This window comes from Hydrogenophaga sp. YM1, from assembly GCF_016903055.1.
Classification (GTDB): domain Bacteria; phylum Pseudomonadota; class Gammaproteobacteria; order Burkholderiales; family Burkholderiaceae_C; genus Hydrogenophaga; species Hydrogenophaga borbori.
The window spans coordinates 2,181,170-2,204,448 of sequence record NZ_CP070223.1 but is presented as its reverse complement, the minus strand read 5'-3'; the positions used below and the strand labels follow the sequence as shown (position 1 = coordinate 2,204,448).

The 23,279-nt window shown below is 68.6% G+C and carries 22 protein-coding genes; 4 read left to right on the top strand and 18 right to left on the bottom strand.

The features are described 5' to 3' along the window. Positions 1-133 precede the first annotated feature (133 nt). Positions 134-2,548, bottom strand: a complete 2,415-nt coding sequence (locus JNX00_RS10250; RefSeq protein ID WP_204744875.1) for a DUF1631 family protein — start codon at positions 2,546-2,548, stop codon at positions 134-136. 264 nt (positions 2,549-2,812) lie between these two features. Here JNX00_RS10250 and JNX00_RS10245 point away from each other — a divergent pair, with 264 nt between their 5' ends. Beyond that, positions 2,813-3,052 carry a hypothetical protein gene (locus tag JNX00_RS10245; RefSeq protein ID WP_070397849.1) on the top strand — a complete coding sequence of 80 codons (240 nt, stop codon included), beginning with the start codon at positions 2,813-2,815 and terminating at the stop codon, positions 3,050-3,052. A 32-nt stretch (positions 3,053-3,084) separates the two neighbouring features. Here the strand turns inward: JNX00_RS10245 and clpB are convergent, their stop codons facing one another. The 9 genes from clpB to JNX00_RS10200 form a co-directional block, all read right to left on the bottom strand. Continuing rightward, on the bottom strand, positions 3,085-5,691 hold the full coding sequence (clpB, locus tag JNX00_RS10240) for an ATP-dependent chaperone ClpB (RefSeq protein WP_070397850.1): 2,607 nt from the start codon (positions 5,689-5,691) through the stop codon (positions 3,085-3,087). Positions 5,692-5,816: 125 nt separating this feature from the next. Continuing rightward, positions 5,817-6,569, bottom strand: a complete 753-nt coding sequence (locus JNX00_RS10235; protein ID WP_204744874.1) for a GNAT family N-acetyltransferase — start codon at positions 6,567-6,569, stop codon at positions 5,817-5,819. A gap of 11 nt (positions 6,570-6,580) precedes the next feature. Further along, positions 6,581-7,054: a molybdenum cofactor biosynthesis protein MoaE gene (locus JNX00_RS10230; RefSeq protein ID WP_070397852.1), complete on the bottom strand. Its 474-nt coding sequence runs from the start codon at positions 7,052-7,054 to the stop codon at positions 6,581-6,583. 2 nt (positions 7,055-7,056) lie between these two features. Continuing rightward, positions 7,057-7,311, bottom strand: a complete 255-nt coding sequence (gene moaD / locus JNX00_RS10225; protein ID WP_204744873.1) for a molybdopterin converting factor subunit 1 — start codon at positions 7,309-7,311, stop codon at positions 7,057-7,059. Continuing rightward, positions 7,308-8,591, bottom strand: coding sequence for a gephyrin-like molybdotransferase Glp (glp, locus tag JNX00_RS10220; protein ID WP_204744872.1), 1,284 nt, complete (start codon positions 8,589-8,591; stop codon positions 7,308-7,310). Before glp ends, moaD begins: the two co-directional genes overlap by 4 nt. Next, positions 8,588-9,121, bottom strand: a complete 534-nt coding sequence (gene mobB, locus JNX00_RS10215; RefSeq protein ID WP_204744871.1) for a molybdopterin-guanine dinucleotide biosynthesis protein B — start codon at positions 9,119-9,121, stop codon at positions 8,588-8,590. The genes glp and mobB overlap by 4 nt, the downstream gene beginning before the upstream one ends. Positions 9,122-9,182: 61 nt before the next feature. After that, on the bottom strand, positions 9,183-10,706 hold the full coding sequence (locus JNX00_RS10210; protein WP_204744870.1) for a threonine synthase: 1,524 nt from the start codon (positions 10,704-10,706) through the stop codon (positions 9,183-9,185). Then, the gene (locus JNX00_RS10205; RefSeq protein WP_070397856.1) at positions 10,706-12,028 is read right to left on the bottom strand and encodes a homoserine dehydrogenase; all 1,323 of its coding nucleotides are present in this window, start codon (positions 12,026-12,028) and stop codon (positions 10,706-10,708) included. Before JNX00_RS10205 ends, JNX00_RS10210 begins: the two co-directional genes overlap by 1 nt. A 22-nt stretch (positions 12,029-12,050) precedes the next feature. Further along, positions 12,051-13,277: a pyridoxal phosphate-dependent aminotransferase gene (locus tag JNX00_RS10200; protein WP_070397857.1), complete on the bottom strand. Its 1,227-nt coding sequence runs from the start codon at positions 13,275-13,277 to the stop codon at positions 12,051-12,053. A gap of 116 nt (positions 13,278-13,393) precedes the next feature. Between JNX00_RS10200 and JNX00_RS10195 the strand changes: the two genes are divergently transcribed. The 3 genes from JNX00_RS10195 (at position 13,394) to JNX00_RS10185 (ending at position 16,350) form a co-directional block, all read left to right on the top strand. Next, positions 13,394-13,795, top strand: coding sequence for an Mth938-like domain-containing protein (locus tag JNX00_RS10195; protein ID WP_070397858.1), 402 nt, complete (start codon positions 13,394-13,396; stop codon positions 13,793-13,795). A gap of 129 nt (positions 13,796-13,924) precedes the next feature. Next, the gene (locus tag JNX00_RS10190; RefSeq protein WP_070397859.1) at positions 13,925-14,401 is read left to right on the top strand and encodes a peroxiredoxin; all 477 of its coding nucleotides are present in this window, start codon (positions 13,925-13,927) and stop codon (positions 14,399-14,401) included. Between the two features lie 209 nt (positions 14,402-14,610). After that, a complete protein-coding gene (locus tag JNX00_RS10185) occupies positions 14,611-16,350 on the top strand; it encodes a PhoH family protein (RefSeq protein ID WP_204744869.1) in 1,740 nt (579 codons plus the stop codon). Between the two features lie 9 nt (positions 16,351-16,359). On the opposite strand, the gene JNX00_RS10180 is transcribed toward JNX00_RS10185, so the two are convergent. The 8 genes from JNX00_RS10180 to JNX00_RS10145 all read right to left on the bottom strand — a co-directional run bounded on the left by JNX00_RS10180 (position 16,360) and on the right by JNX00_RS10145 (position 23,277). Continuing rightward, positions 16,360-16,710, bottom strand: a complete 351-nt coding sequence (locus JNX00_RS10180) for a hypothetical protein (protein WP_204744868.1) — start codon at positions 16,708-16,710, stop codon at positions 16,360-16,362. A gap of 104 nt (positions 16,711-16,814) precedes the next feature. Further along, positions 16,815-17,705: a hypothetical protein gene (locus JNX00_RS10175; RefSeq protein ID WP_204744867.1), complete on the bottom strand. Its 891-nt coding sequence runs from the start codon at positions 17,703-17,705 to the stop codon at positions 16,815-16,817. Between the two features lie 229 nt (positions 17,706-17,934). Then, the gene (gene dnaB / locus JNX00_RS10170; protein ID WP_070397863.1) at positions 17,935-19,356 is read right to left on the bottom strand and encodes a replicative DNA helicase; all 1,422 of its coding nucleotides are present in this window, start codon (positions 19,354-19,356) and stop codon (positions 17,935-17,937) included. A gap of 157 nt (positions 19,357-19,513) precedes the next feature. Next, positions 19,514-19,969, bottom strand: a complete 456-nt coding sequence (gene rplI, locus JNX00_RS10165) for a 50S ribosomal protein L9 (RefSeq protein WP_070397864.1) — start codon at positions 19,967-19,969, stop codon at positions 19,514-19,516. 14 nt (positions 19,970-19,983) lie between these two features. Then, the gene (gene rpsR / locus JNX00_RS10160) at positions 19,984-20,265 is read right to left on the bottom strand and encodes a 30S ribosomal protein S18 (RefSeq protein WP_009520643.1); all 282 of its coding nucleotides are present in this window, start codon (positions 20,263-20,265) and stop codon (positions 19,984-19,986) included. A 12-nt stretch (positions 20,266-20,277) separates the two neighbouring features. Next, complete coding sequence (priB, locus tag JNX00_RS10155; RefSeq protein WP_070397865.1) at positions 20,278-20,565, bottom strand: primosomal replication protein N; 288 nt, start codon at positions 20,563-20,565, stop codon at positions 20,278-20,280. A 30-nt stretch (positions 20,566-20,595) separates the two neighbouring features. Beyond that, the gene (gene rpsF / locus JNX00_RS10150) at positions 20,596-20,967 is read right to left on the bottom strand and encodes a 30S ribosomal protein S6 (RefSeq protein WP_070397866.1); all 372 of its coding nucleotides are present in this window, start codon (positions 20,965-20,967) and stop codon (positions 20,596-20,598) included. Positions 20,968-21,162: 195 nt separating this feature from the next. Next, the gene (locus JNX00_RS10145; protein WP_204744866.1) at positions 21,163-23,277 is read right to left on the bottom strand and encodes a sodium:solute symporter family protein; all 2,115 of its coding nucleotides are present in this window, start codon (positions 23,275-23,277) and stop codon (positions 21,163-21,165) included. Positions 23,278-23,279: the final 2 nt, after the last annotated feature.

The following is a 23,279-nucleotide window of genomic DNA, read 5'->3' as shown; positions in this document are numbered from 1 at the left end:
GGGCCGAGATGGTACCCAGGCGGCACCCGCCCCGGGCGCCCACGGGCTTTCACCGGGAGGTGCCGCGCCACCGGCTTGGCCGGGCCGCTGGCGCCGCCCCTTGAGGGGCACGCCGGGCGGCAGAGGTGGGCCCTTATTGCACGCTGACCGGCTCGAGCACCGGCGGCGCGCCCGAGGCCAGCACCGTGTCCAGCGCCGTCTGCACCACCGGACGGGCCTCCACCGGACGCAGCCAGCGGTTGCGGATGAGGCGCACGCAGACGCGCTTGGTCATGGAGTGCGCCCGGCCGCCGCGGCTGGTGAACATGAACAGGGTGCCGCGCGTGCTGGCCCAGATGAGCTGGGCGCGCAGCCACTCGCCGTGCGAGTACATGTCGACCCAGGTGCCTTCGCGCAGCGACATCAGCAGCTGCTCGGCGTCCATGGCCGGCTCCTCCAGCGGCGCGTGGTCGGAATCCCCCTCGCCGTGCAGGCTGCCCAGGTCGGAGGCCAGGGTGTCCTCGAAACCGGCGTTGGCCAGCTCCTTCTGGCCCAGCCAGGGTTGCGCCGCCGCCTTGGGCAGGCGCTGCTCGGGCGTGGCCGGGGCGAATTCGTCGAGCCGGGTGGGGTCGAAGGCGGGTTCCAGCGGGATCGGGTCGGAATGGCCCGAGTCGCTGCGCACCTTGGCGCGGCGCAGGCCCAGCACGGGTTCGTGCAGGCGCATCAGGGCGTCGAAGAAGGGCTGGGTTTCCTCGCGCGTCTTGCCCAGGGCGTCCAGCCCCTGGTGCAGGGTCTTGATGAGGCCGGGCACGATGCGGAACAGGTCGGCCGGGCGGCGCAGGGTCACTTCCTTGCGGATGCTCCACAGCAGGTCGGTGACCGCCTTGCGGTAGGCGTTGAGCTCGGCCTGGCTGTCGGGCAGGCCCATTTCGGCCTGCGCCAGCACCAGGGCCCAGCTGCCATAGATGAAATCCAGAATGAAACCCGGCGCGTTCTCCACGTCGGGGCGCTGGCTCAGATCCCAGGCGGTGCGGTCGGCCAGGGCCTGGCGCTCTTCGGCGTGGCGCAGGGCGTGCAGGCGGTCGTTCTGCAGCTGCTGTTCGCGGTCGTCTTGCGAGCGCCAGTGGCCGCGCAGCTTGTCGAGCGCCTCGCCAAAGGCCTTGGGCTCCTTGCTGGCGCGCTCGTTGAGCTGGCGGAAGGCATCACGCACCGGCCCAAAGAAGGATTCGAACTCCTCGCTGAACTCGTCGTTGTAGCGGAAGCTGCGCTGCGCCACGCTTTCGACGAGGCGGCGCGCGGGGTGGGCGTCTTCGTTGAAGTAGCGCGGCTCGGTCAGCGCCTGGCTGAGCAGCGCGGGCTCCAGCGCCACCACGGCCTCGCGCACCGGCGCCAGCAGCAGCGGGTCGCGCGCCACCTGGTTGACCAGCTTGCGCACCACGTCCAGGCCGATGGCCTGGCCCACCGAGCGGGCCTGGCGCTTGAGGTCGAGCAGCGCGCGCGTGCGCGCGACGGCGCTGGCGAAATCGCCCCAGGCCTCGGCCTTGAGCTGGGAGCCGATGCTGACGCCGCGCGCCGGGCGGTCCACCACGGGCAGGTCGCGAAAACGCGTGCGCTCCTCTTCGAGCACCGCGTCGTCGAGCACGGGCAACGAGGCCTCGGCCTGCATCGCGGCCATTTCGCGATCGAGCTGGCGGAAATACTGCTCGTTCAGTGCCTGCGCGTACTCCTCGCCGCCCTGCTGCAGGAACTGCTGCATCACGTCGTGGTCGAGCGTGGGGTGGGCGCGCGCCAGATCGCCCATGGCCGGCATGAAGGGATGGACCGGCTCGGGCCGGGCCGGCGCGGCCTCGGTGGCCACGCCACTGGGCGTGAAGCCGAAATCGAGCAGGTCGCGCTTGGGCTGCGCGGGCCGCGTGGCCTGCGGATCGGCCACCAGGCGCACGCGGTAGCTGGCCTCCTGCACGTTCGCGCGCTGCAGCATCAGCGCCAGGTTTTCGTACAGGCCGCGCAGCTCGCGGCCCAGCACCGGGGCCAGGTGGCGCATCCAGAGCGTGCGCACCTCGGCGTCGCTCTCGCTGGCGGTCAGCATCTCGCGCAGCACCCGCACGTAGACCGAGGGGCGCAGCGGGTTTTTCTCGGCGTGCACGGTGTCCAGGCCGATGAGCGAGCTCATGCGGGCGTCGAGCACGGCCAGGGCCTGCTCCACCTCGGGCAGCAGGTTCTGCAGCAGCTTGGCGGACTCGATCGACTCGGCCACCGCGTTGTCGTCCACCAGCGCCAGCAGCTCGGTGTTGGACAGCAAGGCCAGGCTGGAGGTATTGCCTTCGTTGTACCCGGTGTGAAAGGCCGCTTTCAGGCGCTGCGCGAAATTGGGGCCCCAGCCGTTGCGGTGCTTGAGCAGCGCGAACCAGGACCGCGCCGCGCGGTCGCGCGCGGCCACCTCGCGCATGTCCTTCTCCTCGGCCTGCAGGGAGGACACGCCCACGTCGATGCAGCGCCCCAGCATGGGCGCGGCGTGGCGGACGGCTTCCTCGAAGCACTGCTCCAGCAAGGGAGAGGGAACGGTCATGTCGGCAAAGGGGCCAGGGGAGCGGCGGTCACCAGTGATGAAAGCATCACGTGATGCAGGTCACGGTTATAGCCGCCCGGGGTGTGAACGAAGTGGTGATCGGCCGATTTCCGGACAGGGGTAGCCCCTGGGGCTCCAACCGGTCGCCCGGGGCTGCCGGACGGCCCCGCAGGCGGGCGCCCGCGCCTGGCCCGGAACTTGTATGCCTGGGTGCCTGGCGCGGTTTCACGGTGAAGTCACGCCACCCATGCACGCTTCAGGAACATGGAAGGCCATCTCTACACGAAGACGCCGCGCGCCTGGGAGGCGCTGGCCCGCCCCGACGGGCTGGACCGCCGGGCGCACACCCTGCTGCTGATGGCCAACGGCCGGCGCAGCTTGCGCGAACTCTCGCGCCTGCTGGACGAGGACGTGCACGAACTGGCCCGCCGCCTGACCGCGCAGGGCTATCTGCTGGACAACCAGGCACCGGCGCTGGCCGACGCGGACGACGAGGCGGCCTGAGGGCCGGCCGCGCCGCCACGCGCGGCGGCGCATCAGGCCATGGGCAGCGGCTCGCCGAACTCGAACACGCCCGGGTTGCGCACCGGGTCCACGTCGACCGGAATGGCCGACTTGGGCGGGTAGCGGCCCTCCAGCAGCAGCTTGGACAGCGGGTTCTCGATGCGCTGCTGGATCGCGCGCTTGAGCGGGCGCGCGCCAAACACCGGGTCGAAGCCGACCTTGGCCAGCTCGCCCAGCGCCGCCGGCGAGACCTCGAGCTTGAGGTCCATCTTCTGCAGCCGCGCCTGCAGCGCCTGCAGCTGGATGGCGGCGATCGCCTCGATGTTCTTGGCGTCGAGCGCGTGGAATACCACGGTCTCGTCGATGCGGTTGAGGAACTCGGGGCGGAAGTAGCCCTTGAGCTCGCCCCACACGGCTTCCTTCACCTCGTCGTAGGGCTGGCCGACCATGGACTGGATCATGTGCGAGCCGATGTTGCTGGTCATCACGATCACGGTGTTCTTGAAGTCCACGGTGCGGCCCTGGCCATCGGTGAGGCGACCGTCGTCGAGCACCTGCAGCAGCACGTTGAAGACGTCGGGGTGGGCTTTCTCCACCTCGTCGAGCAGCAGCACCGAGTAGGGCTTGCGGCGCACCGCTTCGGTGAGGTAGCCGCCCTCCTCGTAGCCCACGTAGCCGGGCGGCGCACCGATCAGGCGCGCGACCGAGTGCTTCTCCATGAACTCGCTCATGTCGATGCGCACGAGGTGGTCTTCGCTGTCGAACAGGAAGCCCGCCAGCGCCTTGCACAGCTCGGTCTTGCCCACGCCGGTGGGGCCGAGGAACAGGAAGGAGCCGGTGGGCCGGTTCGGGTCGGACAGGCCCGAGCGCGAGCGGCGGATGGCGTTGGCCACCGCGCTGATGGCCTCGTCCTGGCCGACCACGCGCTGGTGCAGGCGGTCTTCCATCTGCAGCAGCTTGTCGCGCTCGCCCTGCATGAGCTTGCTCACCGGAATGCCGGTGGCGCGCGCCACCACCTCGGCGATCTCTTCGGCGCCGACCTGGGTGCGCAGCAACTGCGGGCGGCCGCCGGCCTTCTTGCCGGTCTCGGCCGCCTGGGCGTCCTTCAGGCGCTTTTCCAGTTCAGGCAGCTTGCCGTATTGCAGCTCGGCGACCTTGTTGAAGTCGCCCTTGCGGGTGAACTCCTCGATCTGGTGGCGCAGCTTGTCGATCTCTTCCTTCACCTGGGCCGAGCCCTGGGCCTGGGCCTTCTCGGCCTTCCAGATCTCCTCCAGGTCGGCCAGCTCGCGCTTGAGCCGGTCGATCTCCTCGTCGATCAGGCCCAGGCGCTTCTGCGAGGCCTCGTCGGTTTCCTTCCTGATGGCCTCGCGCTCGATCTGCAGCTGGATGAGCCGGCGGTCCAGCCGGTCCATGGCCTCGGGCTTGGAGTCGATCTCGATCTTGATCTTGGCCGCGGCCTCATCGATCAGGTCGATGGCCTTGTCGGGCAGGAAGCGGTCGGTGATGTAGCGGTGGCTCAGCTCGGCCGCGGCCACGATGGCCGGATCGGTGATCTCCACGCCGTGGTGCACCTCGTACTTTTCCTGCAGGCCGCGCAGGATGGCAATGGTGGCCTCCACCGACGGCTCGTCCACCAGGATCTTCTGGAAGCGGCGCTCCAGCGCGGCGTCCTTCTCGATGTACTTGCGGTACTCGTCCAGCGTGGTGGCGCCCACGCAGTGCAATTCGCCGCGCGCCAGCGCGGGCTTGAGCATGTTGCCCGCGTCCATGGCGCCTTCGGCCTTGCCGGCACCGACCATGGTGTGCAGCTCGTCGATGAAGACGATGGTCTGGCCTTCGTCCTTGGCCAGTTCGTTCAGCACGCTCTTGAGGCGCTCCTCGAACTCGCCGCGGTACTTGGCGCCGGCCAGGAGAGCGGCCATGTCCAGGCTGAGCACGCGCTTGCCCTTCAGGCTGTCGGGCACCTCGCCGGCCACGATGCGCTGGGCCAGGCCCTCGACGATGGCGGTCTTGCCCACGCCGGGCTCGCCGATCAGCACGGGGTTGTTCTTGCTGCGCCGCTGCAGCACCTGGATGGCGCGGCGGATCTCGTCGTCGCGGCCGATCACCGGGTCGAGCTTGCCCGCGCGGGCGCGCTCGGTCAGGTCCATGGTGTATTTCTTGAGCGCCTCGCGCTGGCCCTCGGCCTCGGGGCTGTTGACCTGCTGGCCGCCACGCACGGCGGCGATGGCCGCCTCCAGGCTCTTGCGCGACAGCCCGTTCTCGTTGGCGATGCGGCCCAGTTCGCCCTTGGCGTCGGCCACGGCGAGCAGGAAGAGTTCGCTGGCGATGAAGGCGTCGCCGCGCTTGATGCCGTCCTTTTCGGTGGCCTGGAGCAGCTTGGCCAGCTCGGGGCCGACCTGCACCTGTTCTTGGCCCTGCACCTGGGGCAGCCGCTTGACGGCCGCCTCGGCCGCCTGCACGAGGCCGGGCACGTTCACGCCGGCGCGCTGCAGGATGGACACTGGCCCGTCGGTCTGGCGCAGCATGGCCAGCAGCAGGTGCACGGGTTCGATGTAGGCGTGGTCATTGCCCAGCGCGAGCGACTGGGCGTCGGCCAGGGCTTCCTGGAATTTGGTGGTGAGTTTGTCGAGACGCATGGGAGGGGCGCTCCGAAAATGTGGATTGCCAGGCACATGGCGGCGATGGGGCCATTTTCAAGCCGGCCCGGCCCCCTGCCAACGCCCGCGCTTGATCCAGGTCAAGCCGGCCCGCCTCGCCGGCCTCAGCGGCGCCAGTAGGCGTAGGGCCAGGCCAGCTGGAAACCCGCGCGCTGGTACAGCGCCAGCGCCGGCGCGTTGCCGGCGTCCACCTGCAGGAACACGCGTGGAATGCCGCGGCGCAGCGCCTCGCCGGCCATGGCGCGCAGCACCATGCCCGCCAGCCCGCGCCCGCGCTGGCGCGCCGCCGTGCGCATGCCGTGCACGCCCAGCCAGCCATGGCCGACGCTGGCGGCGCCGCAGGCCAGGGTCTGCCCCGCCTCGCTCAGGCTGACGAAGCGCGTGCCCTGGGCGCGCGAGAGCGCGCGCGAGCGGCTGGCGCCGTCCACCGGGTCCAGGCCCTCGCCGAGGAACATGGCGAGCCAGGCGGCGTCCGGGGCATCGGCCAGGCGCAGCTCGACGCCGTGCGGCGGGTCGGGCAGGCGGCGCAGCAGCTCGGCCACCTCGGCGATGTGGGTCTGCGTGGGCTGGGTCCGCCGGAAGCCGCGTTCGCCCAGGGCCTGGGTGAAGGCCGCCCACTCGGGCCATTCGGGCAGGCGCCAGGCCACGGGAAAGCCACGCGCGCGGTAGCGCTCCGCGATGGCGTCGATGAGGACGGGATCGGGGGCCGCGTGCGACAGCGGCACCGCGCACTGCGCGCGCCCCACGGTGCCGCGGTCCATGGGCAGCAGCCAGCCCGTCAGGCCATCGTCGAGCCGCTCGGGCGCCACGGCCTGCACCGTGTTGCGTTCGATCGCCTCGACGGTGCCGCTGTCCATGCCCTGGGTCCTCAGGCGTTGTTCGCCGGCAGGCCCCAGCGGGCCAGCGCGGCGTCGTCGCTCACGCGCGCGTCGACCCAGCGCGCGCCCTCGGGCGTTTGCTCCTTCTTCCAGAACGGCGCCTGGGTCTTGAGGTAGTCCATCAGGAACTCACAGGCCTGGAAGCTCTGGCCCCGGTGGGCGGCGCTGACGACCACGAGCACGATCTGGTCCAGTGGCTGCAGCGGCCCCACGCGGTGGATGACCCGCGCACCGAGGATGTCGAAGCGCCGCAAGGCCTCGTCGATCATGGCCTCGATGGCCTTTTCGGTCATGCCAGGGTAGTGCTCCAGCTCCATCGCGCTGACGGCCAGGCCGTCGTTGCGGTCGCGCACGGTGCCGATGAAGCTGCAGACCGCGCCCACGCCCTTGTCCTGCAGGCGCAGCAGCGCGACCTCGGTGCTCAGGTCGAAGTCGGCGGTCTGGATGGAAACGCGCGCGGCCATGCTCAACCGCCGGTCACGGGCGGGAAGAAGGCCACCTCGGCGCCGTCGGCGAGCGCGGCGCTTTCGTCGGCCATGGACTGGTTGAGCGAGACGCGCACGGCCTTGCCGCGCGCCAGCGCCTGCGCGTGCGCGCCGCCGCGCGCGATGAGTTCGTCGCGCAGCGCCGCCAGCGTGGGCGCGGCGGTGCTCAGGCGCTCGGCGCCGGTGCCGATGGCCTCGCGGATGGAGGCGAAGTAGCGCAGCTGGATGGTGTTCATGCAAGCAGGTCCGACAGGGCGATGAAGCGCACAGTGTCGCCCGGCGCGATGGTGGTGCCCGAGGGGTTGTCGACCAGGCCGTCGGCCCAGACCACGGAGGTGAGCACGCCCGAACTCTGGTTCGGGAACAGCTCGACGCCGCCGCTGGCGTTGCGGCGCGCGCGCAGGAACTCGCGGCGCCTGTCGGCGCGCGGCAGGCTGAAGTCGGCGCGCAGCGGCAGTGCCGCGGGCAGGCGCAGGGCGCGCGGATCGGCGACACCCTGCAGCTGCAGCAGGAAGGGGCGCACGAGCAGCAGGAAGGTGACGTAGCTGGACACCGGGTTGCCCGGCAGACCGATGAAGTGGCAATGGCTGCCCACGCCCTGCCCCGCCCCCGCGTCGCGCCGCACATGGCCGTAGGCGAAGGGCTTGCCGGGCTTCATGGCGATCTGCCAGAGGTCGAGCCCGCCCAGTTGCTGCACCGAGGGCTTGATGTGGTCTTCCTCACCCACGGACACGCCGCCGCTGGTGAGGATCAGGTCGTGGTGGTCGGCCGCCGTCTTGAGCGCGGCCAGCGTGGACTCGCGCTGGTCCGGCACGATGCCGAGGTCGCTTACCTCGCAGCCGAAACGCTGAAGCAGTGCGCGCAGAAAGAAGCGGTTGGAGTTGTAGATGGCGCCGGGTTTCATGGCCTCGGGCGGCACCTCGCCGGGCATCACGAGCTCGTCGCCGGTGGAGAACAGGGCCACGCGCGGGCGGCGCACCACCCGCAGATGGGGCAGGCCCAGGCTGGCCGCCAGTCCCAGGGCGCCTTCGTCCAGGCGCTGGCCGCGCGCCAGCACGGTGGCGCCGCGCGCCACGTCCTCGCCCGAGCGGCGTACCCACTGGCCGGGTTCGGGAATGCTGTCGATGTGCACCGCGTGCAGGTCGCCGCCGACCTCGCGCGTGTCTTCCTGCATGACCACCGCGTCGGCGCCTTCGGGCATGGGGGCGCCGGTGAAGATGCGCGCGCAGGTGCCGGGCTGCAGCGGCCCGCCCGCGTGGCCGGCCGCGATGCGCTGGCTGATGGGCAGCACCACGCCTTTGTCGGTCACGTCGGCGCAGCGCACGGCGTAGCCATCCATGGAGGAGTTGTCTTGCGGCGGCACCTGCAGGGCACTCACCAGGTCCTGCGCCAGCACGCGGCCCACGGCGTCGATGGTGGGCACCGTGTCGGTGTCGGCGAGGGGCGTGGCGCGGCCGAGCAAGGCGGCCAGGGCGTCGTCCAGGGCCATCAGGGGCGCGCGGGCCGGAGCGTTCATGGGGCGTCGGGAGGTCTGTAGTGGAACCGGCTGGCATTGTCGACCAGCCACGCGGCCACGTCATCGGGCGCGTTCAAATCCAGCACCGGGCGTGCGGGTGGTTCGGGCAGGGCTGCGGGGCTGTCGGTGGCCACGGCCAGCACCCGGGGCTGCGACGGGTAGATCACAGGCTGGCCGCTGGCCTGGCGCCAGACCTCGATCTTGGGCAGGCTGCTGCCCTTGAAGCCCTCGACCAGTACCCAGTCCACCTCGGCGCTGAGCCGCGCGATGAGCGCGTGCACGTCGTGCGTGGCCTCGGTCTCCAACTCGCGCATGAAGACCACCCGCCGGGGCGACGCGGCCACGATCTCCACGGCGCCGGCCTCGCGGTGGCGCCAGGTGTCCTTGCCGGGGTGGTCGATGTCGAAGCTGTGGTGCGCGTGCTTGATGACCGAGACGCGGTGGCCGCGCAGGCGCAGGGCGGGAATGAGCTGTTCGACCAGCGTGGTCTTGCCAGAACCCGAGAAGCCCGCGAAGCCGACGACGTTCACCGGATCACCCTCCGCGCCGCGCACGGCGGGGCTGGTCGCCTGGGGAACGGCCCGGCGGCGCTCATGCGGCCGCGGTGCGCTCGGCGATGTAGGCCTTGACCCGGTCGACGTCGGCCGGCATCACGGTCACGCGCTTGGGCAGCGACTCGATGCCCACGTAGGCGGCCGGGCGCTCGGGCTCGTGGCCCAGGGCCTCCACGATGGTCTCGGCGAACTTGATCGGCAGCGCGGTTTCCAGCACCACCATGGGCACGCCGGGCTCGAGGTGCTCGCGCGCCACCTTGACGCCATCGGCGGTGTGGGTGTCGATCACCACGGCGTGGCGCCGGTCGACCTCGCGGATGGTGGCCAGGCGGTCGGCGTGGGTGCTGCGCCCGCTTTGGAAGCCGTAGTGCGCGGAGGCATCGGCGAAGACGGCATCACCGCTCAGGTCGAAGCGGCCCTCGCGCGACAGCGCGTCGGCGAACAGCGCCTTGCAGCGCGCCGGGTCGCGGCCCACGAGGTCGAAGACGAAGCGCTCGAAGTTGCTCGCCTTGGAAATGTCCATCGAGGGGCTGGAGGTCTCGTGCGTGTCGGCGCTGCCGCGCACGCGGTAGACGCCGGTGCGGAAGAACTCGTCGAGCACGTCGTTCTCGTTCGTCGCCACCACCAGCCGGTGGATGGGCAGGCCCATCTGCCGCGCCACGTGGCCCGCGCAGACGTTGCCGAAGTTGCCGCTGGGCACGGTGAAGCTCACGCGCTCGGCGTTGTGATTCGCCGCCGGACCGCCCCCAGGCGAATCAGCCCCCTGGGGGGGCTGCGAACCACGCGCAGCGGGGAGCGTGGGGGCTCCGCTGGTGGCCTGGAAGTAGCCGGCGAAGTAATAGACCACCTGGGCCAGCAGCCGCGCCCAGTTGATGGAGTTGACCGTGCCGATCTTGTGGCGGCGCTTGAAGTCGAGGTCGTTGCTGACGGCCTTGACGATGTCCTGGCAGTCGTCGAACACGCCCTCGATGGCGATGTTGTGGATGTTCGGGTCCGTCAGGCTGAACATCTGCGCCTGCTGGAAGGGGCTCATGCGGCCGTGCGGGCTGAGCATGAAGACGCGCACGCCGCGCTTGCCCTTCATGGCATGCTCGGCCGCGCTGCCGGTGTCGCCGCTGGTGGCGCCCAGGATGTTGAGCGACTCGCCGCGGCGGCCCAGCTCGTACTCGAACAGCTGCCCCAGCAGTTGCATGGCCATGTCCTTGAAGGCCAGCGTGGGGCCGTTGGACAGGGCCTCGAGGTAGAAGCCGTCCTCGAGCTGCTTGAGCGGCACGATGGCCGGGTTGCCGAACACCGCCTCGGTGTAGGTGCGCTCGCAGAGGGCACGCAGGTCGGCCGCGGGAATGTCGTCGATGTAGAGCGAGAGGATCTCAAAGGCCAGCGCCGCGTAGCCGCCGGGCTTGCCTTCGTTGAAGACCGCGCGCAGGCGCTGCAGCGCGGCGGCGTCCACCTGCGGGTAGCGCTCGGGCAGGTACAGGCCGCCGTCGGGCGCCAGCCCTTCCAGCAGGATCTCGCAGAAGCGCTTGCGTTCGGCGTGGCCGCGCGTGGACAGGTAACGCATCAGCGGAGCTCTTCCTTGCGGATACGCACGATGGGCGACAGCACCGTGGGCAGGGCCTGCAGCTCGGCCAGCACCTTGTCCATGGTGCCTTCGCGCGTGTCGTGCGTGAGGATGATGAGGTCGGTGCTGGTGGCGCCCTCGCCGCCCACCTCGTCGGCCTCGCGCTGCAGCACGGCGTCGATGCTGATGCCGTTGAGCGCGAGCACGCCCGTGACCTTGGCGAGCACGCCGGCCTCGTCGGCCACACGCAGGCGCAGGTAGTAGCTGGTGACCACCTCGCTCATGGGCAGCACCGGCAGGTCGCTCAGGGCGTCGGGCTGGAAGGCCAGGTGCGGCACGCGGTGGTGCGGGTCGGCCGTGTGCAGGCGCGTCACGTCCACCAGATCGGCGATCACGGCGCTGGCCGTGGGTTCGCTGCCCGCGCCCTTGCCGTAGTACAGCGTGGTGCCCACGGCGTCGCCGTGCACCACCACCGCGTTCATCGCCCCCTCGACGTTGGCCAGCAGGCGCTTGGCCGGCACCAGACAAGGGTGCACGCGCAGCTCGATGCCGCGCGGCGCGCGCTTGGTGATGCCCAGCAACTTGATGCGGTAGCCCAGCTGCTCGGCGTAGCGGATGTCGGTGGCCGACAGCTGGGTGATGCCCTCGACATAGGCCTTGGGGAACTGCACCGGGATGCCGAAGGCGATGGCGCTCATGATGGTCGCCTTGTGCGCCGCGTCCACGCCCTCGATGTCGAAGGTCGGGTCGGCTTCGGCATAGCCCAGGCGCTGCGCCTCCTTGAGCACGACCTCGAAGTCGAGCCCCTTGTCGCGCATCTCCGAGAGGATGAAGTTGGTGGTGCCGTTGATGATGCCGGCGATCCACTCGATGTGGTTGGCCGAGAGGCCCTCGCGCAGCGCCTTGATGATGGGGATGCCACCGGCCACGGCGGCCTCGAAGGCCACGATCACGCCGCGCGCCGAGGCCGCCGCGAAGATCTCGGTGCCGTGCACCGCGAGCAGGGCCTTGTTGGCCGTGACCACGTGCTTGCCCGCCGAGATGGCCTCCATCACCAGGGCCTTGGCGATGCCATAGCCGCCGATGAGCTCGATCACGATGTCGATGTCGGGATTGGCGATCACCTCGCGCGCATCGCCCACGACGGTGACGCCCTCACCCACCACGGCCCTGGCGCGCGCCACGTCGAGGTCGGCCACCATGGTGATCTGGATGCCGCGGCCGGCGCGGCGGCGGATCTCTTCTTGGTTGCGTTGCAGCACGTTGAAGGTGCCGCTGCCCACGGTGCCAATGCCCAGCAGGCCCACTTGAATCGGTTTCATCGGTCGGTGAAAAAGGAAAAACTCAGTTGCCGTGGCGTTTTCGCCAGTGTTCGAGAAAGCGCGCGACGCGGCCGATGGCCTCGCGCAGGTCGTCCTCGTGCGGCAGGAAGACGATGCGGAAGTGCTGGTTGTCGGGGTAGTTGAAGCCCGATCCCTGCACCAGCATCACGCGCGTTTCCTGCAGCAGTTCCAGGAACAGCTGCTGGTCGTCCTGCACGGGGTACATCGCCGGATCGAGCTTCGGAAACATGTAGAGCGCCGCCTGCGGCTTGACGCAGCTCACCCCCGGGATCGCCGTGATGAGTTCGTAGGCCAGGTCGCGCTGGCGGCGCAGGCGCCCGCCCTCCTGCACCAGGTCGTTGATGCTCTGGTAGCCGCCGAGGGCGGTCTGGATCGCCCACTGGCCCGGCACGTTGGCGCACAGGCGCATGTTCGAGAGCATGTTCAGGCCCTCGATGTAGTCCTTGGCGGGCTTCTTGTCGCCCGACACCACCAGCCAGCCCGCGCGGTAGCCGCAGGAGCGGTAGCTCTTGGACAGCGAGTTGAAGGTGAGCGTGAGCACGTCGTTCGACAGGCTGCCGATCGGCACGTGCTTGACGTCGTCGTACAGCACCTTGTCGTAGACCTCGTCGGCGAAGATCACCAGGCCGTGCTGGCGCGCCAGGCCCACGATCTGCTGCAGCAGTTCCTTGGGGTACAGCGCACCGGTGGGGTTGTTCGGGTTGATGACCACGATGCCCTTGGTGGCCGGCGTGATCTTGCGGCGGATGTCCTCGATGTCGGGCATCCAGCCCTTGGACTCGTCGCACATGTAGTGCACGGGCGTGCCACCCGACAGACTGGCCGCCGCCGTCCACAGGGGGTAGTCGGGGGCCGGCAGCAGCAGCTCGTCGCCATCGTCGAGCAACGCGTTGGTCGCCATCACGATCAGCTCGCTGGCGCCGTTGCCGAGGTAGATGTCCTCCAGGGTGACACCCTGGATGCCCTGCAGCTGGGTTTCGTGCATCACCGCCTTGCGCGCCGCGAAGATGCCCTTGCTGTCGGAGTAACCCGCCGAATTCGGCAGGTTGCGGATCATGTCCTGCTGGATCTCCTCGGGCGCATCAAAACCGAACACCGCCAGATTGCCGATGTTGAGCTTGATGATCTTGTGGCCCTCTTCCTCCATCTGCCGCGCCGCGTCCATGATGGGACCGCGGATGTCGTAGCAGACGTTGGCGAGCTTGGCGGATTTCTGGATGGTCTTCAAAGTCCCTCCGAGGGCGGAAGCCTGGCACGGGAAGGCTAAGATGGATGCCGCGCCGGTCACGAGCAAACTTGCGATTTGACCACAGTTCTCCAGCTCGCCCAGGGCGCGAACGCCCCATGAAACTGCACGCCGACACGCCCCACCAACTCGCCATCACCGCCCTCGGCGAGGGCTGGATCGCGATCAACGGCGAACGCCACACGGCCAGTGTGGTGCTCACGGCCAGCGGGCAACTGCGCCCCTGGAACTGCCAGCGCTTCGAGGACCTGGGCCCGGGGCACTTCGAGGAACTGCTGGACCCGGCCGGCGTGGCGCCGGAATTGGTGGTCTTCGGCAGCGGCGCGCGGCTGCGCTTCGTTGCACCCCGGCTGCTGCGGGCCCTGCTGGAACGGGGTATTGGCGTGGAAACCATGGACACAGCGGCCGCCTGCAGGACCTACAACATCCTGGCCGGCGAAGGGCGCCGCGTTGCGGCGGCCCTCCTACAAGAAGGTGGTTCCCAGCCCGTATCCGGGTAATCGGGCCCCCAAAGAGGTAAAATATTGGGTTGTTGCCCGGTCAGACCTTCCGTATGCATGCGCAGCGTCGGTCCGGCCACTCGGGCAGCCAACGCAACACCATCCACTTACGTCAGGGGTCTCCACAGCATGGCCGTCGTTGTCAATAAACCCATCCCCGAGTTCGAATCCCTGGCCACCGGCGGCGTCAAGGTCAGCCACCAGAGCCACCTCGGTCAGACGCTCGTGCTGTATTTCTACCCCAAGGACAATACGCCTGGCTGCACCACCGAGGCCATGCAGTTTCGCGACAAGTACAAGGATTTCGTCAAGGCCGGCGCCCAGGTGTTCGGCGTCTCGCGCGACAACATGAAGTCGCACGATGACTTCAAGGCCAAGCTGGAGCTGCCCTTCGAGCTCATTGCCGACACCGAGGAAAAGATGTGCCACATGTTCGGCGTGGTCAAGAACAAGATCATGTACGGCAAGAAGGTCAAGGGCATCGAGCGCAGCACCTTCCTGATCGGGCCCGACGGCGTGCTGCGCCAGGAGTGGCGCGGCCTGAAGGTTCCCGGCCACGTCGAGGAAGTGCTCAAGGCCGTCAAGGCGCTCAAAAAGGCCGCCTGAACGCCTGGTGGTGCGGCGCAGCGACACCCCGCTGCCCCACCGCGTCACCGCGCTTTCGGTGACATGCGGAAGGTGTATAGTGATTCGCATGTCTTCGGGCATCTTCCCTGTCCACCGCTGTTTCCGCCCCCTCCGACGCACGCAAGGCCGCCCGGTTTTCCCGGCGGCTTTTTGTTTTTTCGAGCCCGCGCGCTGAACGCCAAGCCCACATGCCCCTGCCCCCCGCCCCCTCCAAACGCGCCGCCCTCCTCGCCCCCGACGCCTACACCCTCAAGGCCTCCAACGCCAACCTCGAAGATTTCGACGAGCGCACCGGCGGCCTGAACATCCTCCCGGATGACGATACGCTGGCGGCGCCCGCACCGGTCGACGCACCCGCCCCGCGCAAAACGCGTCCCGCGCCGGCCGCCAAGACCCGCCGCGCACCGGCCCCCGCCCTGGAACTCAAGGACCGCGCCGAGCGTCCCGAGCCGGCCGCGCCCGCCTCCACCAGCCTCGCTCCCTCCTCGCCCGTGGCCGCCCCGCGGCGCCGCGCCGGCGGCAAGGCGGCCAGCGGCGGCCCCGCCCGCCTCTTCGTCCTCGACACGAACGTGCTGCTGCACGATCCGATGAGCCTCTTCCGCTTCGAGGAACACGACATCTACCTGCCGATGATCGTGCTGGAAGAGCTGGACGGCCACAAAAAGGGCATGACCGAGGTCGCCCGCAACGGCCGCCAGACCAGCCGTACGCTCGACGCCCTGGCCGCCCAGGCCGGTGGCGACATGACCAAGGGCCTGAAGCTCTCCGCCACCGGCCACCAATCCGCGCGCGGCCTGCTGTTCTTCCAGACCGAGCCGCTGCTGAGCGAGTTGCCCCCGTCCCTGCCCCAGGGCAAGGCCGACAACCAGATCCTCGGCGTGGTGGCGGCGCTGCGCCAGCGCCACCCCGATCGCGACGTGATCCTGGTGTCCAAGGACATCAACATGCGCGTGAAGGCGCGCGCATTGGGTCTGGCCGCGGAGGACTACGAGAACGACAAGACCCTGGACGACGGTGAGCTGTTGTACCCGGGTTCGCTGGCCCTTCCACAGGACTTCTGGACGCGCCAGAGCAAGACCATCGAAAGCTGGCAGAGCGGCAGCCACACGTTCTACCGCGTGAGCGGCCCGGCGGTGGGCCAGTTCCACATCAACCAGTTCGTCTACTTCGAAGCGCCGGGCGAGCCCTCGCTGTACGCGCGCGTGACCGAGATCCGCGACAAGACCGCGGTGCTCAAGACGCTCAAGGACTACACCCACCTCAAGAACGCCGTCTGGGGAGTCACCAGCCGCAACCGCGAGCAGAACTTCGCCCTCAACCTTCTGATGGACCCCGAAATCGACTTCGTGACGCTTGCCGGCACGGCTGGCACGGGCAAGACGCTGATGGCACTGGCCGCCGGCCTCACGCAGGTGCTGGACGACCGGCGCTACACCGAGATCATCATGACCCGCGCCACCGTCAGCGTGGGCGAAGACATCGGTTTCCTGCCCGGCACCGAGGAAGAAAAGATGGGCCCCTGGATGGGCGCGCTGGACGACAACCTGGAGTTCCTGGCCAAGGGCGACGGCGGCAATGCGGGCGAATGGGGTCGCGCGGCCACCAATGAACTCATCCGCAGCCGCATCAAGGTCAAAAGCATGAACTTCATGCGCGGCCGGACCTTCATGAACAAGTACGTGATCATCGACGAGGCGCAGAACCTGACGCCCAAGCAGATGAAGACGCTGATCACGCGCGCGGGCCCGGGCACCAAGATGATCTGCATGGGCAACCTGGCGCAGATCGACACGCCCTACCTCACCGAAGGCTCCTCGGGCCTGACCTACGCGGTGGACCGCTTTAAGGGCTGGCCGCACGGCGGGCACATCACGCTGGCGCGTGGCGAACGCTCAAGGCTCGCCGACTTCGCCTCCGAAGTGCTCTAAGGCCCGCCTTCATTCGGGTGGCGCGCCCCCGTCGGCCTCGGCCAGGCCCACCAGAACGGAGAGCAACAGCCGGACATCGGCCTCACGGCGCACGTCGACATCGATGACCGGCACGCGCCAGCCCGCCGCCTCCAGGCCAGCGCAGTAGGCCTCGACGCCGGGCCAGGGATGCGTCTCCAGCCGCCCCACGCCCACCACCGTGGGCAGGGGCCCGATGGGCCCGGCCAGCACTCGCAGGTGCCACTCCACCTGGGCAATGGGGTCGGTTTGGCTGTTGTCGACCAGCACGATCAAGCCCAACGCGCCGGCGGCGGCGGGGGGCAGGCCATCCAGCGCCCTCCCGCTTCCGTCGAGGCTCATGGGCACGGCGATGCCCTCACCAATGGATCGGCTGGCGGTGGCCTTGCCAGCCCCCCTGGGCCCGGTGATGACAATCTTGAATTCGGCGGGTGTCGTGGCGGGGGTCACCACAACCGCCACTTCTCGCGCAAGGGTTTGAACCGGCCCCAAGCCGCGGCTTCGCGGGCCACGTCCAGGGGATGGGTGGCCTCTTCCAGTTGGCCCAGGCCCAGCGCGTCACCCGTGAGCACGAAGGCCCGGACCACAGGCAGCGGCAAACCTGCACGCTCGGCCAACTCCAGGGCGGTGTATGGCCGGCGCCACAGCAAGGCCGCCAGGTGCGGATGGCCCGGCGCCATGAGCCCCATGGCCTGAGGCCAGCGCCGCAGGCGCCAGGCGCCGCGCAAGGGCGGATGGGGCGCGCGCGCCTCCACCATGGTCGCGCTCAGGCGCCACAGGAACACGCTCAGCGAATGCGTCTCGGCCCCTTGCAGCGCGTCTTCATCGGCCGCCGTGCACGGGCGCAGCGCACCCAGGTCATGCGCGTGCGAGAGCAGCTGCTCGACCGGAACGGTGGCCTGCATGGACTGCGACACCGCATCGAGCCGGAGCAACTGCCCTCCGCCGATCGGCAAAACGCTGTGGCCACAGCTCCGAAGCGCCGCTCGCAGACGCTCGAACAGCGAGGACAACCACCGCTGGCGATCCAGGGGGTTCGAAGACCGCCGCCGGGGCAAGGCCTGTTGCAAGGCCGTGATGACGCCGATCATGCGCAAGGGAGAACTGATGGTGATCGGGCCACCCCACCCGAGCGGCACGGTGGCGGCGTCGGTGACCACGACGGTGGTGCGGCCCGGGCAGGTGCTCAGTGCCGCCGGCGAGGCAAAGACCACATGGCAACCGGCGACGTCCTCACTGTACCGAAGCCCCATGCCCAACGCCCCGTCCAGCAAGCGCACCAGCGCCCGCAGGATGGTGGTGTCCTGGGCTGGCAGGGCCAGCGATCCGATCGTCACGCCCTCGGGGCCTGGGTGGCCCCGCCAAGTGGCGGGGCTCGGTGGCACCACGGCGGGCACATCCAATGGTGGCGACTGGCTGATCATGCGTCCTCCCTGCATCAAGAGGCGCGAACTATGTGCGTCCTCCTACCGGTACTGGTGTGACCGGGCCATAGAGAACAGCAGATGGTGAGAACTTAGGGCGTCAGGGTGGTCGGGCGCCCGCGCCTCTCCGGCGTGAAGGGACTCAGTAGTCGCCGCCGCCCACGAGCGATTCGAAACGGGTCAACATATTCAAGAACGCCAGCTTGACCGTTCCCGTGGGGCCGTTTCGCTGCTTGCCGATGATGATCTCCGCCACACCCGGCTCTTTGCAGGCGTCCTTGGTGTAGTACTCGTCGCGGTAGATGAACATGATGATGTCCGCGTCCTGCTCGATGGCGCCCGATTCACGCAGGTCGCTCATCATGGGACGCTTGTCGGTGCGCTGTTCGACCGAGCGGTTGAGCTGCGACAGCGCGATCACCGGGCATTGCAGCTCCTTGGCCAGCATCTTCAGGCCACGCGAGATCTCGCCGAGTTCGGTGGCCCGGTTGTCGCCGCCGTCGCTGCTGGAGCCGCTCATGAGCTGCAGGTAGTCGACCACGATCAGACCGAGCTTGCCGCAGGTGCGCGCCAGGCGCCGCGCGTTGGCGCGCAGCTCGCTGGGCGTGAGGCCGGGCGTCTCGTCGATGTGCAGCGACACGTTGCGCAGCTTTTCGATGGCCTCCGTCAGGCGCGGCCATTCGTCGTCGGTGAGCTTGCCGGTGCGCAGGTGGCCCTGGTTGATGCGGCCGATGGAGCCCACGATACGCACCGCGAGCTGGGCCGCGCCCATTTCCATGGAGAACACGGCGACGGGCAGGCCTTCGTTCAGCGCCACATGCTCGGCGATGTTGATGGCGAAAGCGGTCTTGCCCATCGAAGGACGCGCCGCCAGCACGATCAGATCGCCCCCCTGCAGGCCCGCGGTCATGCGGTCGAGGTCGATGAAGCCGGTGGGCACGCCGGTCACGTCCTGCGGGTTGTCGGCCATCTCCTGCACGCGATCGAGCAGCTCAACCACCAGCCGGTCCATCGACTGGAAGCCCTCCTTCATGCGCGAGCCTTCCTCGCCGATCTTGAAGATCTTCTGTTCGGCTTCGTCGAGGATCTTGGCGACCGGCTTGCCCTGCGGGTTGAAGGCGGAGGTGGCGATTTCGTCGCTGGCGGCCACGAGCTTTCGCAGCACGGCGCGCTCGCGCACGATCTCGGCGTAGCGGCGGATGTTGGCCGCACTGGGCACGTACTGCGCGAGCGAGTTGAGGTAGGCCAGCCCGCCCGCCTCGTCGGCCTTGCCCAGGTTCTGCAGGTGCTCGAACACCGTCACCACGTCGGCCGGCTTGGACGCATTGACCAGCGCAGCGATGGCCGAGTACGTCAGGCGGTGTTCGTAACGGTAGAAGTCGGAGTCGTTGAGCAGGTCCGCGACGCGGTCCCAGGCGCCGTTGTCCAGCAACAGGCCGCCAAGCACGCTGGACTCGGCTTCGATGGAGTGCGGCGGAACGCGGAGCTGCGCGACCTGGCGGTCACCGGTCTCGTCAAGGCCGCTGCCAAGGTCAGGAAATGGGCTGGAGAAGGCGGTGGACATGCGGCGTCAGGGCAAAGGGGAATGGTACGCCCCCGGGTAGTCCTCGTCAGGGGACAACCCTGTGGAGAACCGGTGGGAATGCGGTGCATGCCCGGTGAAAAGAAAAAGCCGCTGCCCGAGGACAGCGGCTTTCTGGCGGACTGGGGGTCCGCGGCGATCAGGCGGTTTCGCCGAGCACCGAGACGGCCACGTCGACCGTGACGTCGGTGTGCAGGTTGATCTGCACGGTGTAGTCGCCCACGGCCTTGAGCGGGCCATTGGGCATGCGCACCTGCGACTTGACCACGTCCTTGAAGCCTTGCTTGTGCAGCTCGTCGGCCACGTCGTGGTTGGTGACGGAGCCGAACAGACGGCCATCCACACCAGCCTTCTGCGTGAGCTTGAGGGTGGTGGCGGCCAGCTTCTCACCCACGGCCTGAGCGGCGGCCAGCTTGGCAGCGGCGGCCTTTTCCAGTTCGGCGCGGCGGGCCTCGAAGGCCGCCAGGGCGTCCTTGGTGGCGCGGCGGGCCTGGCCGGTCGGGATCAGGAAGTTGCGGGCGTAGCCGTCCTTGACCTTGACGACATCGCCGAGGGCGCCGAGGTTATGGACTTTTTCGAGAAGAATCACTTGCATGTCGGGCTCCTCAATCAGACGCGGTGCTGATCGCTGTAGGGCAGCATGGCCAGGAAGCGCGCGCGCTTGATGGCGGTGGTGACCTGGCGCTGGTAGATCGCGCGGGTGCCGGTCAGGCGCGCCGGGATGATCTTGCCGTTTTCAGAAATGAAGTCGCGCAGGACGTCGATGTCCTTGTAGTCCACCTCTTCGACCTTGGCGACGGTGAAGCGGCAGAAGCGCTTGCGCTTGAAAAGCAGCGACTGGGTGTTGCGCTTGGGGCGCTTGTCTTTGTTGAAACGCTTGGGTGCAGCCATGATGGGCCTCTCCTATGTCTTGCTGAATGCCTGGATGTGGAAGACCACGCCTTTGCCGTTGCGCGCGTTCGCGAGGAACCCGTCGAAGTCCGCCAGTTCGTTGAGCGCCTGCTTCTGCAGGGTCTCGGCCAGGGGCCCGAAGGCCACGGCACGGATCTGGAGGGCGACGGTGCGGGGTGTGTCCAGTTCGGTCTGCTGCGACTCGTGTTCGAGCACGAGATTGAGCACCGGGATGCCTGCCGGTGTGTAGCGCAGGTTCTGCACCTGCACCACCGCGGCCTGCAACTGGAGACGGTTCACCCGATTCCCGCGAACCTCACGCCAGGGGCGTCAGGCGGATTGCTCCTGCGATTGCTGCTGGGCCTTGCGGGCCTCTTCGCGCTCGACCGTCTTCATCATGGACGACGGGCCGGTGTCGGCTTTCTTGCGCTGCACGCTCAGGTGGCGCAGCACCGCGTCGTTGAAGCGGAAGGCGTGCTCCAGCTCGTTCATCACGGCCTGGTCGGCCTCGATGTTGACGCAGAGGTAGTGGGCCTTGGACAGCTTGTTGATCTGGTAAGCCAGCTGGCGGCGGCCCCAGTCTTCAACGCGGTGGATCTTGCCGCCACCGGCGGTGATCATGCCCTTGTAGCGCTCCAGCATGGCCGGAACCTGTTCGCTCTGATCCGGGTGGATCAGCAAGACGATCTCATAGTGACGCATGGACTCTCCTTGTGGATGCCCCCGGCCGATCGGAAAACCCTGGCCTGGGAGATTGACAGCCGCCCCCAGGCGTCAGCAGGGGTGCAGCAAGGCAAGCCCGCGATTATACAAAAGTGAAAAGCCCGGGCCACCTGCCGATGGTCCGGGCCTGGGACCGCCCGCCTTCGCGGCGGGCGGGGACCTATCGGGCGCCGTTCAGGCGGCCTTCAGGTTGGGGTAGCGCACGTGCTCCACCAGCTCCTGGATCTTCTTGCTCGGCGCCGGGGTCACCAGGCTGACCAGGACGATCACCGCGATGCCCAGCGGCACGCCGAACACGCCGGCCGAGATCGGCTGGATGCCCCACCACAGCTCGATCGGCGAGGTGACGCCGAAGATGCCACGCAGCCAGGGCTGTGTGGTGGCCATGTAGTAGAAGGTGATACCCAGGCCCGCGATCATGCCCAGCGAAGCGGCGATGCCGGTGGCGCGCTTCCAGAAGATGCCGAGCACCAGTGCCGGGAAGAACGCCGAGGCAGCAAACGAGAACGCCGCGGAGACCAGGAACAGGATGTCGGCCGGTTTCTGGGCGGCCACATAGGCGGCGGCCAGGGCCACGATCAGCAGCAGCGTCTTGGAGATCGTGACGCGGCGGGCCGTCGAGGCGTTGGGGTCGATCATCTTGTAGTACAGGTCGTGCGACAGCGCGTTGGCGATGGTCAGCAGCAGACCGTCGGCCGTGGACAGCGCCGCGGCCAGGCCGCCGGCCGCCACCAGGCCCGAGATCACGTACGGCAGACCACCGATGGCGGGGGTTGCCAGCACGATGATGTCGCCGCCAATGCTCATCTCGTTGAGCTGCAGGATGCCGTCCTTGTTCACGTCGGTCACCGACAGCAGGGTCGGGTCGACACGGTTCCATGCCGCTATCCACTCCGGCAGGTTGTTGAACGGTGTGCCCACCAGGACGTTGAACACCTCGAACTTGACCAGCACGGCCAGGGCCGGCGCGGTGAAGTACAGCAGGAAGATGAAGAACAACGACCACGTCACAGAGGCCCGAGCCTCCTTCACGCTGGGCACCGTGTAGTAGCGCATCAGGATGTGCGGGAGCGCGGCGGTGCCCACCATCAGGCAGAAGATCAGCGCGAGGAAGTTGCGCCGCGATTCGTCGAAGGTCTTCTTCGCGGCCGCGTCGCCGTTCGGGTCGCCGACGTACTGCGCGGCGTGGCGCGGCATGCCATTGAGCGGCTTGGTCTTCGCGTCCGCAGCGGCTTTGGCGCGCGTCCAGGCGGCCTTGGCGGCGGCCTCGTCCTTCGGCAGGTCCGCGACGGCTTTCTCGGCGACCGCGATCTCGGCGGTAGGCGCATTGGCGGCGCGCAGGTCGGCCAGCTTTTTGTCGGCAGCGGCCTTGTCGGCGGCCAGCGCGGCGGCCGGGTCCTTCAGCTTCTCGGCCAGGGCATCTGAGCGCTGCTTGAACACGTTGCGGACCTCGATCTCCTTCGGATCGTTGATCAGCCGCGTCTCGGCTTCGGTCACCTTGACCAGTTGCTGCCCATAAATGAGCTGCGGCACGGGCACGTTGGTCTGCTTCACCGACAGCCAGACCACCGGGATCATGTAGGCAATGATCAGGATGATGTACTGGGCGACTTGCGTCCAGGTCACCGCGCGCATGCCACCCAGGAACGAGCACACCAGGATGCCGCCGAGGCCCAGGAAGATCCCAAGCTCGAAGGCCACGCCGGTCAAGCGCGCCGTGATGATGCCCACGCCGTAGATCTGCGCCACCACGTAGGTGAAGGAACAGAGGATGGCCGCGAGGATGCCCAGAAAGCGCGGCAGGTTGCCGCCGTAGCGCTCACCCAGGAAGTCGGGAATGGTGAACTGGCCGAACTTGCGCAGGTACGGCGCCAGGAACAGCGCCACCAGGCAGTAACCACCGGTCCAGCCCATGATGAAGGCAAGGCCCCCATAGCCCGTGAGGTAGAGCGTGCCCGCCATGCCGATGAAGGACGCGGCCGACATCCAGTCGGCGCCGGTGGCCATGCCGTTGTAGACGGCTGGCACGCGGCGCCCGGCCACGTAGTACTCGGCCGCATCCGTGGTGCGGCTCATGATGCCGATGCCGGCGTAGAGCGCGATCGTCGCGATCAGGAAGATGAAGCCGATCCACTCGCGCGACAGCCCGAGCTGCTCGAAGATGGCCAGAGCAATCACGAAGACGAAGAAGCCCCCCGTGTACCACTTGTAGACCTTGTTGAGCTGCTGCTTGAAGGCAGCGTTGGAGCGGGCGCCACCGGCGCCGCCTGTTTCAAACATGCCTGCCATGG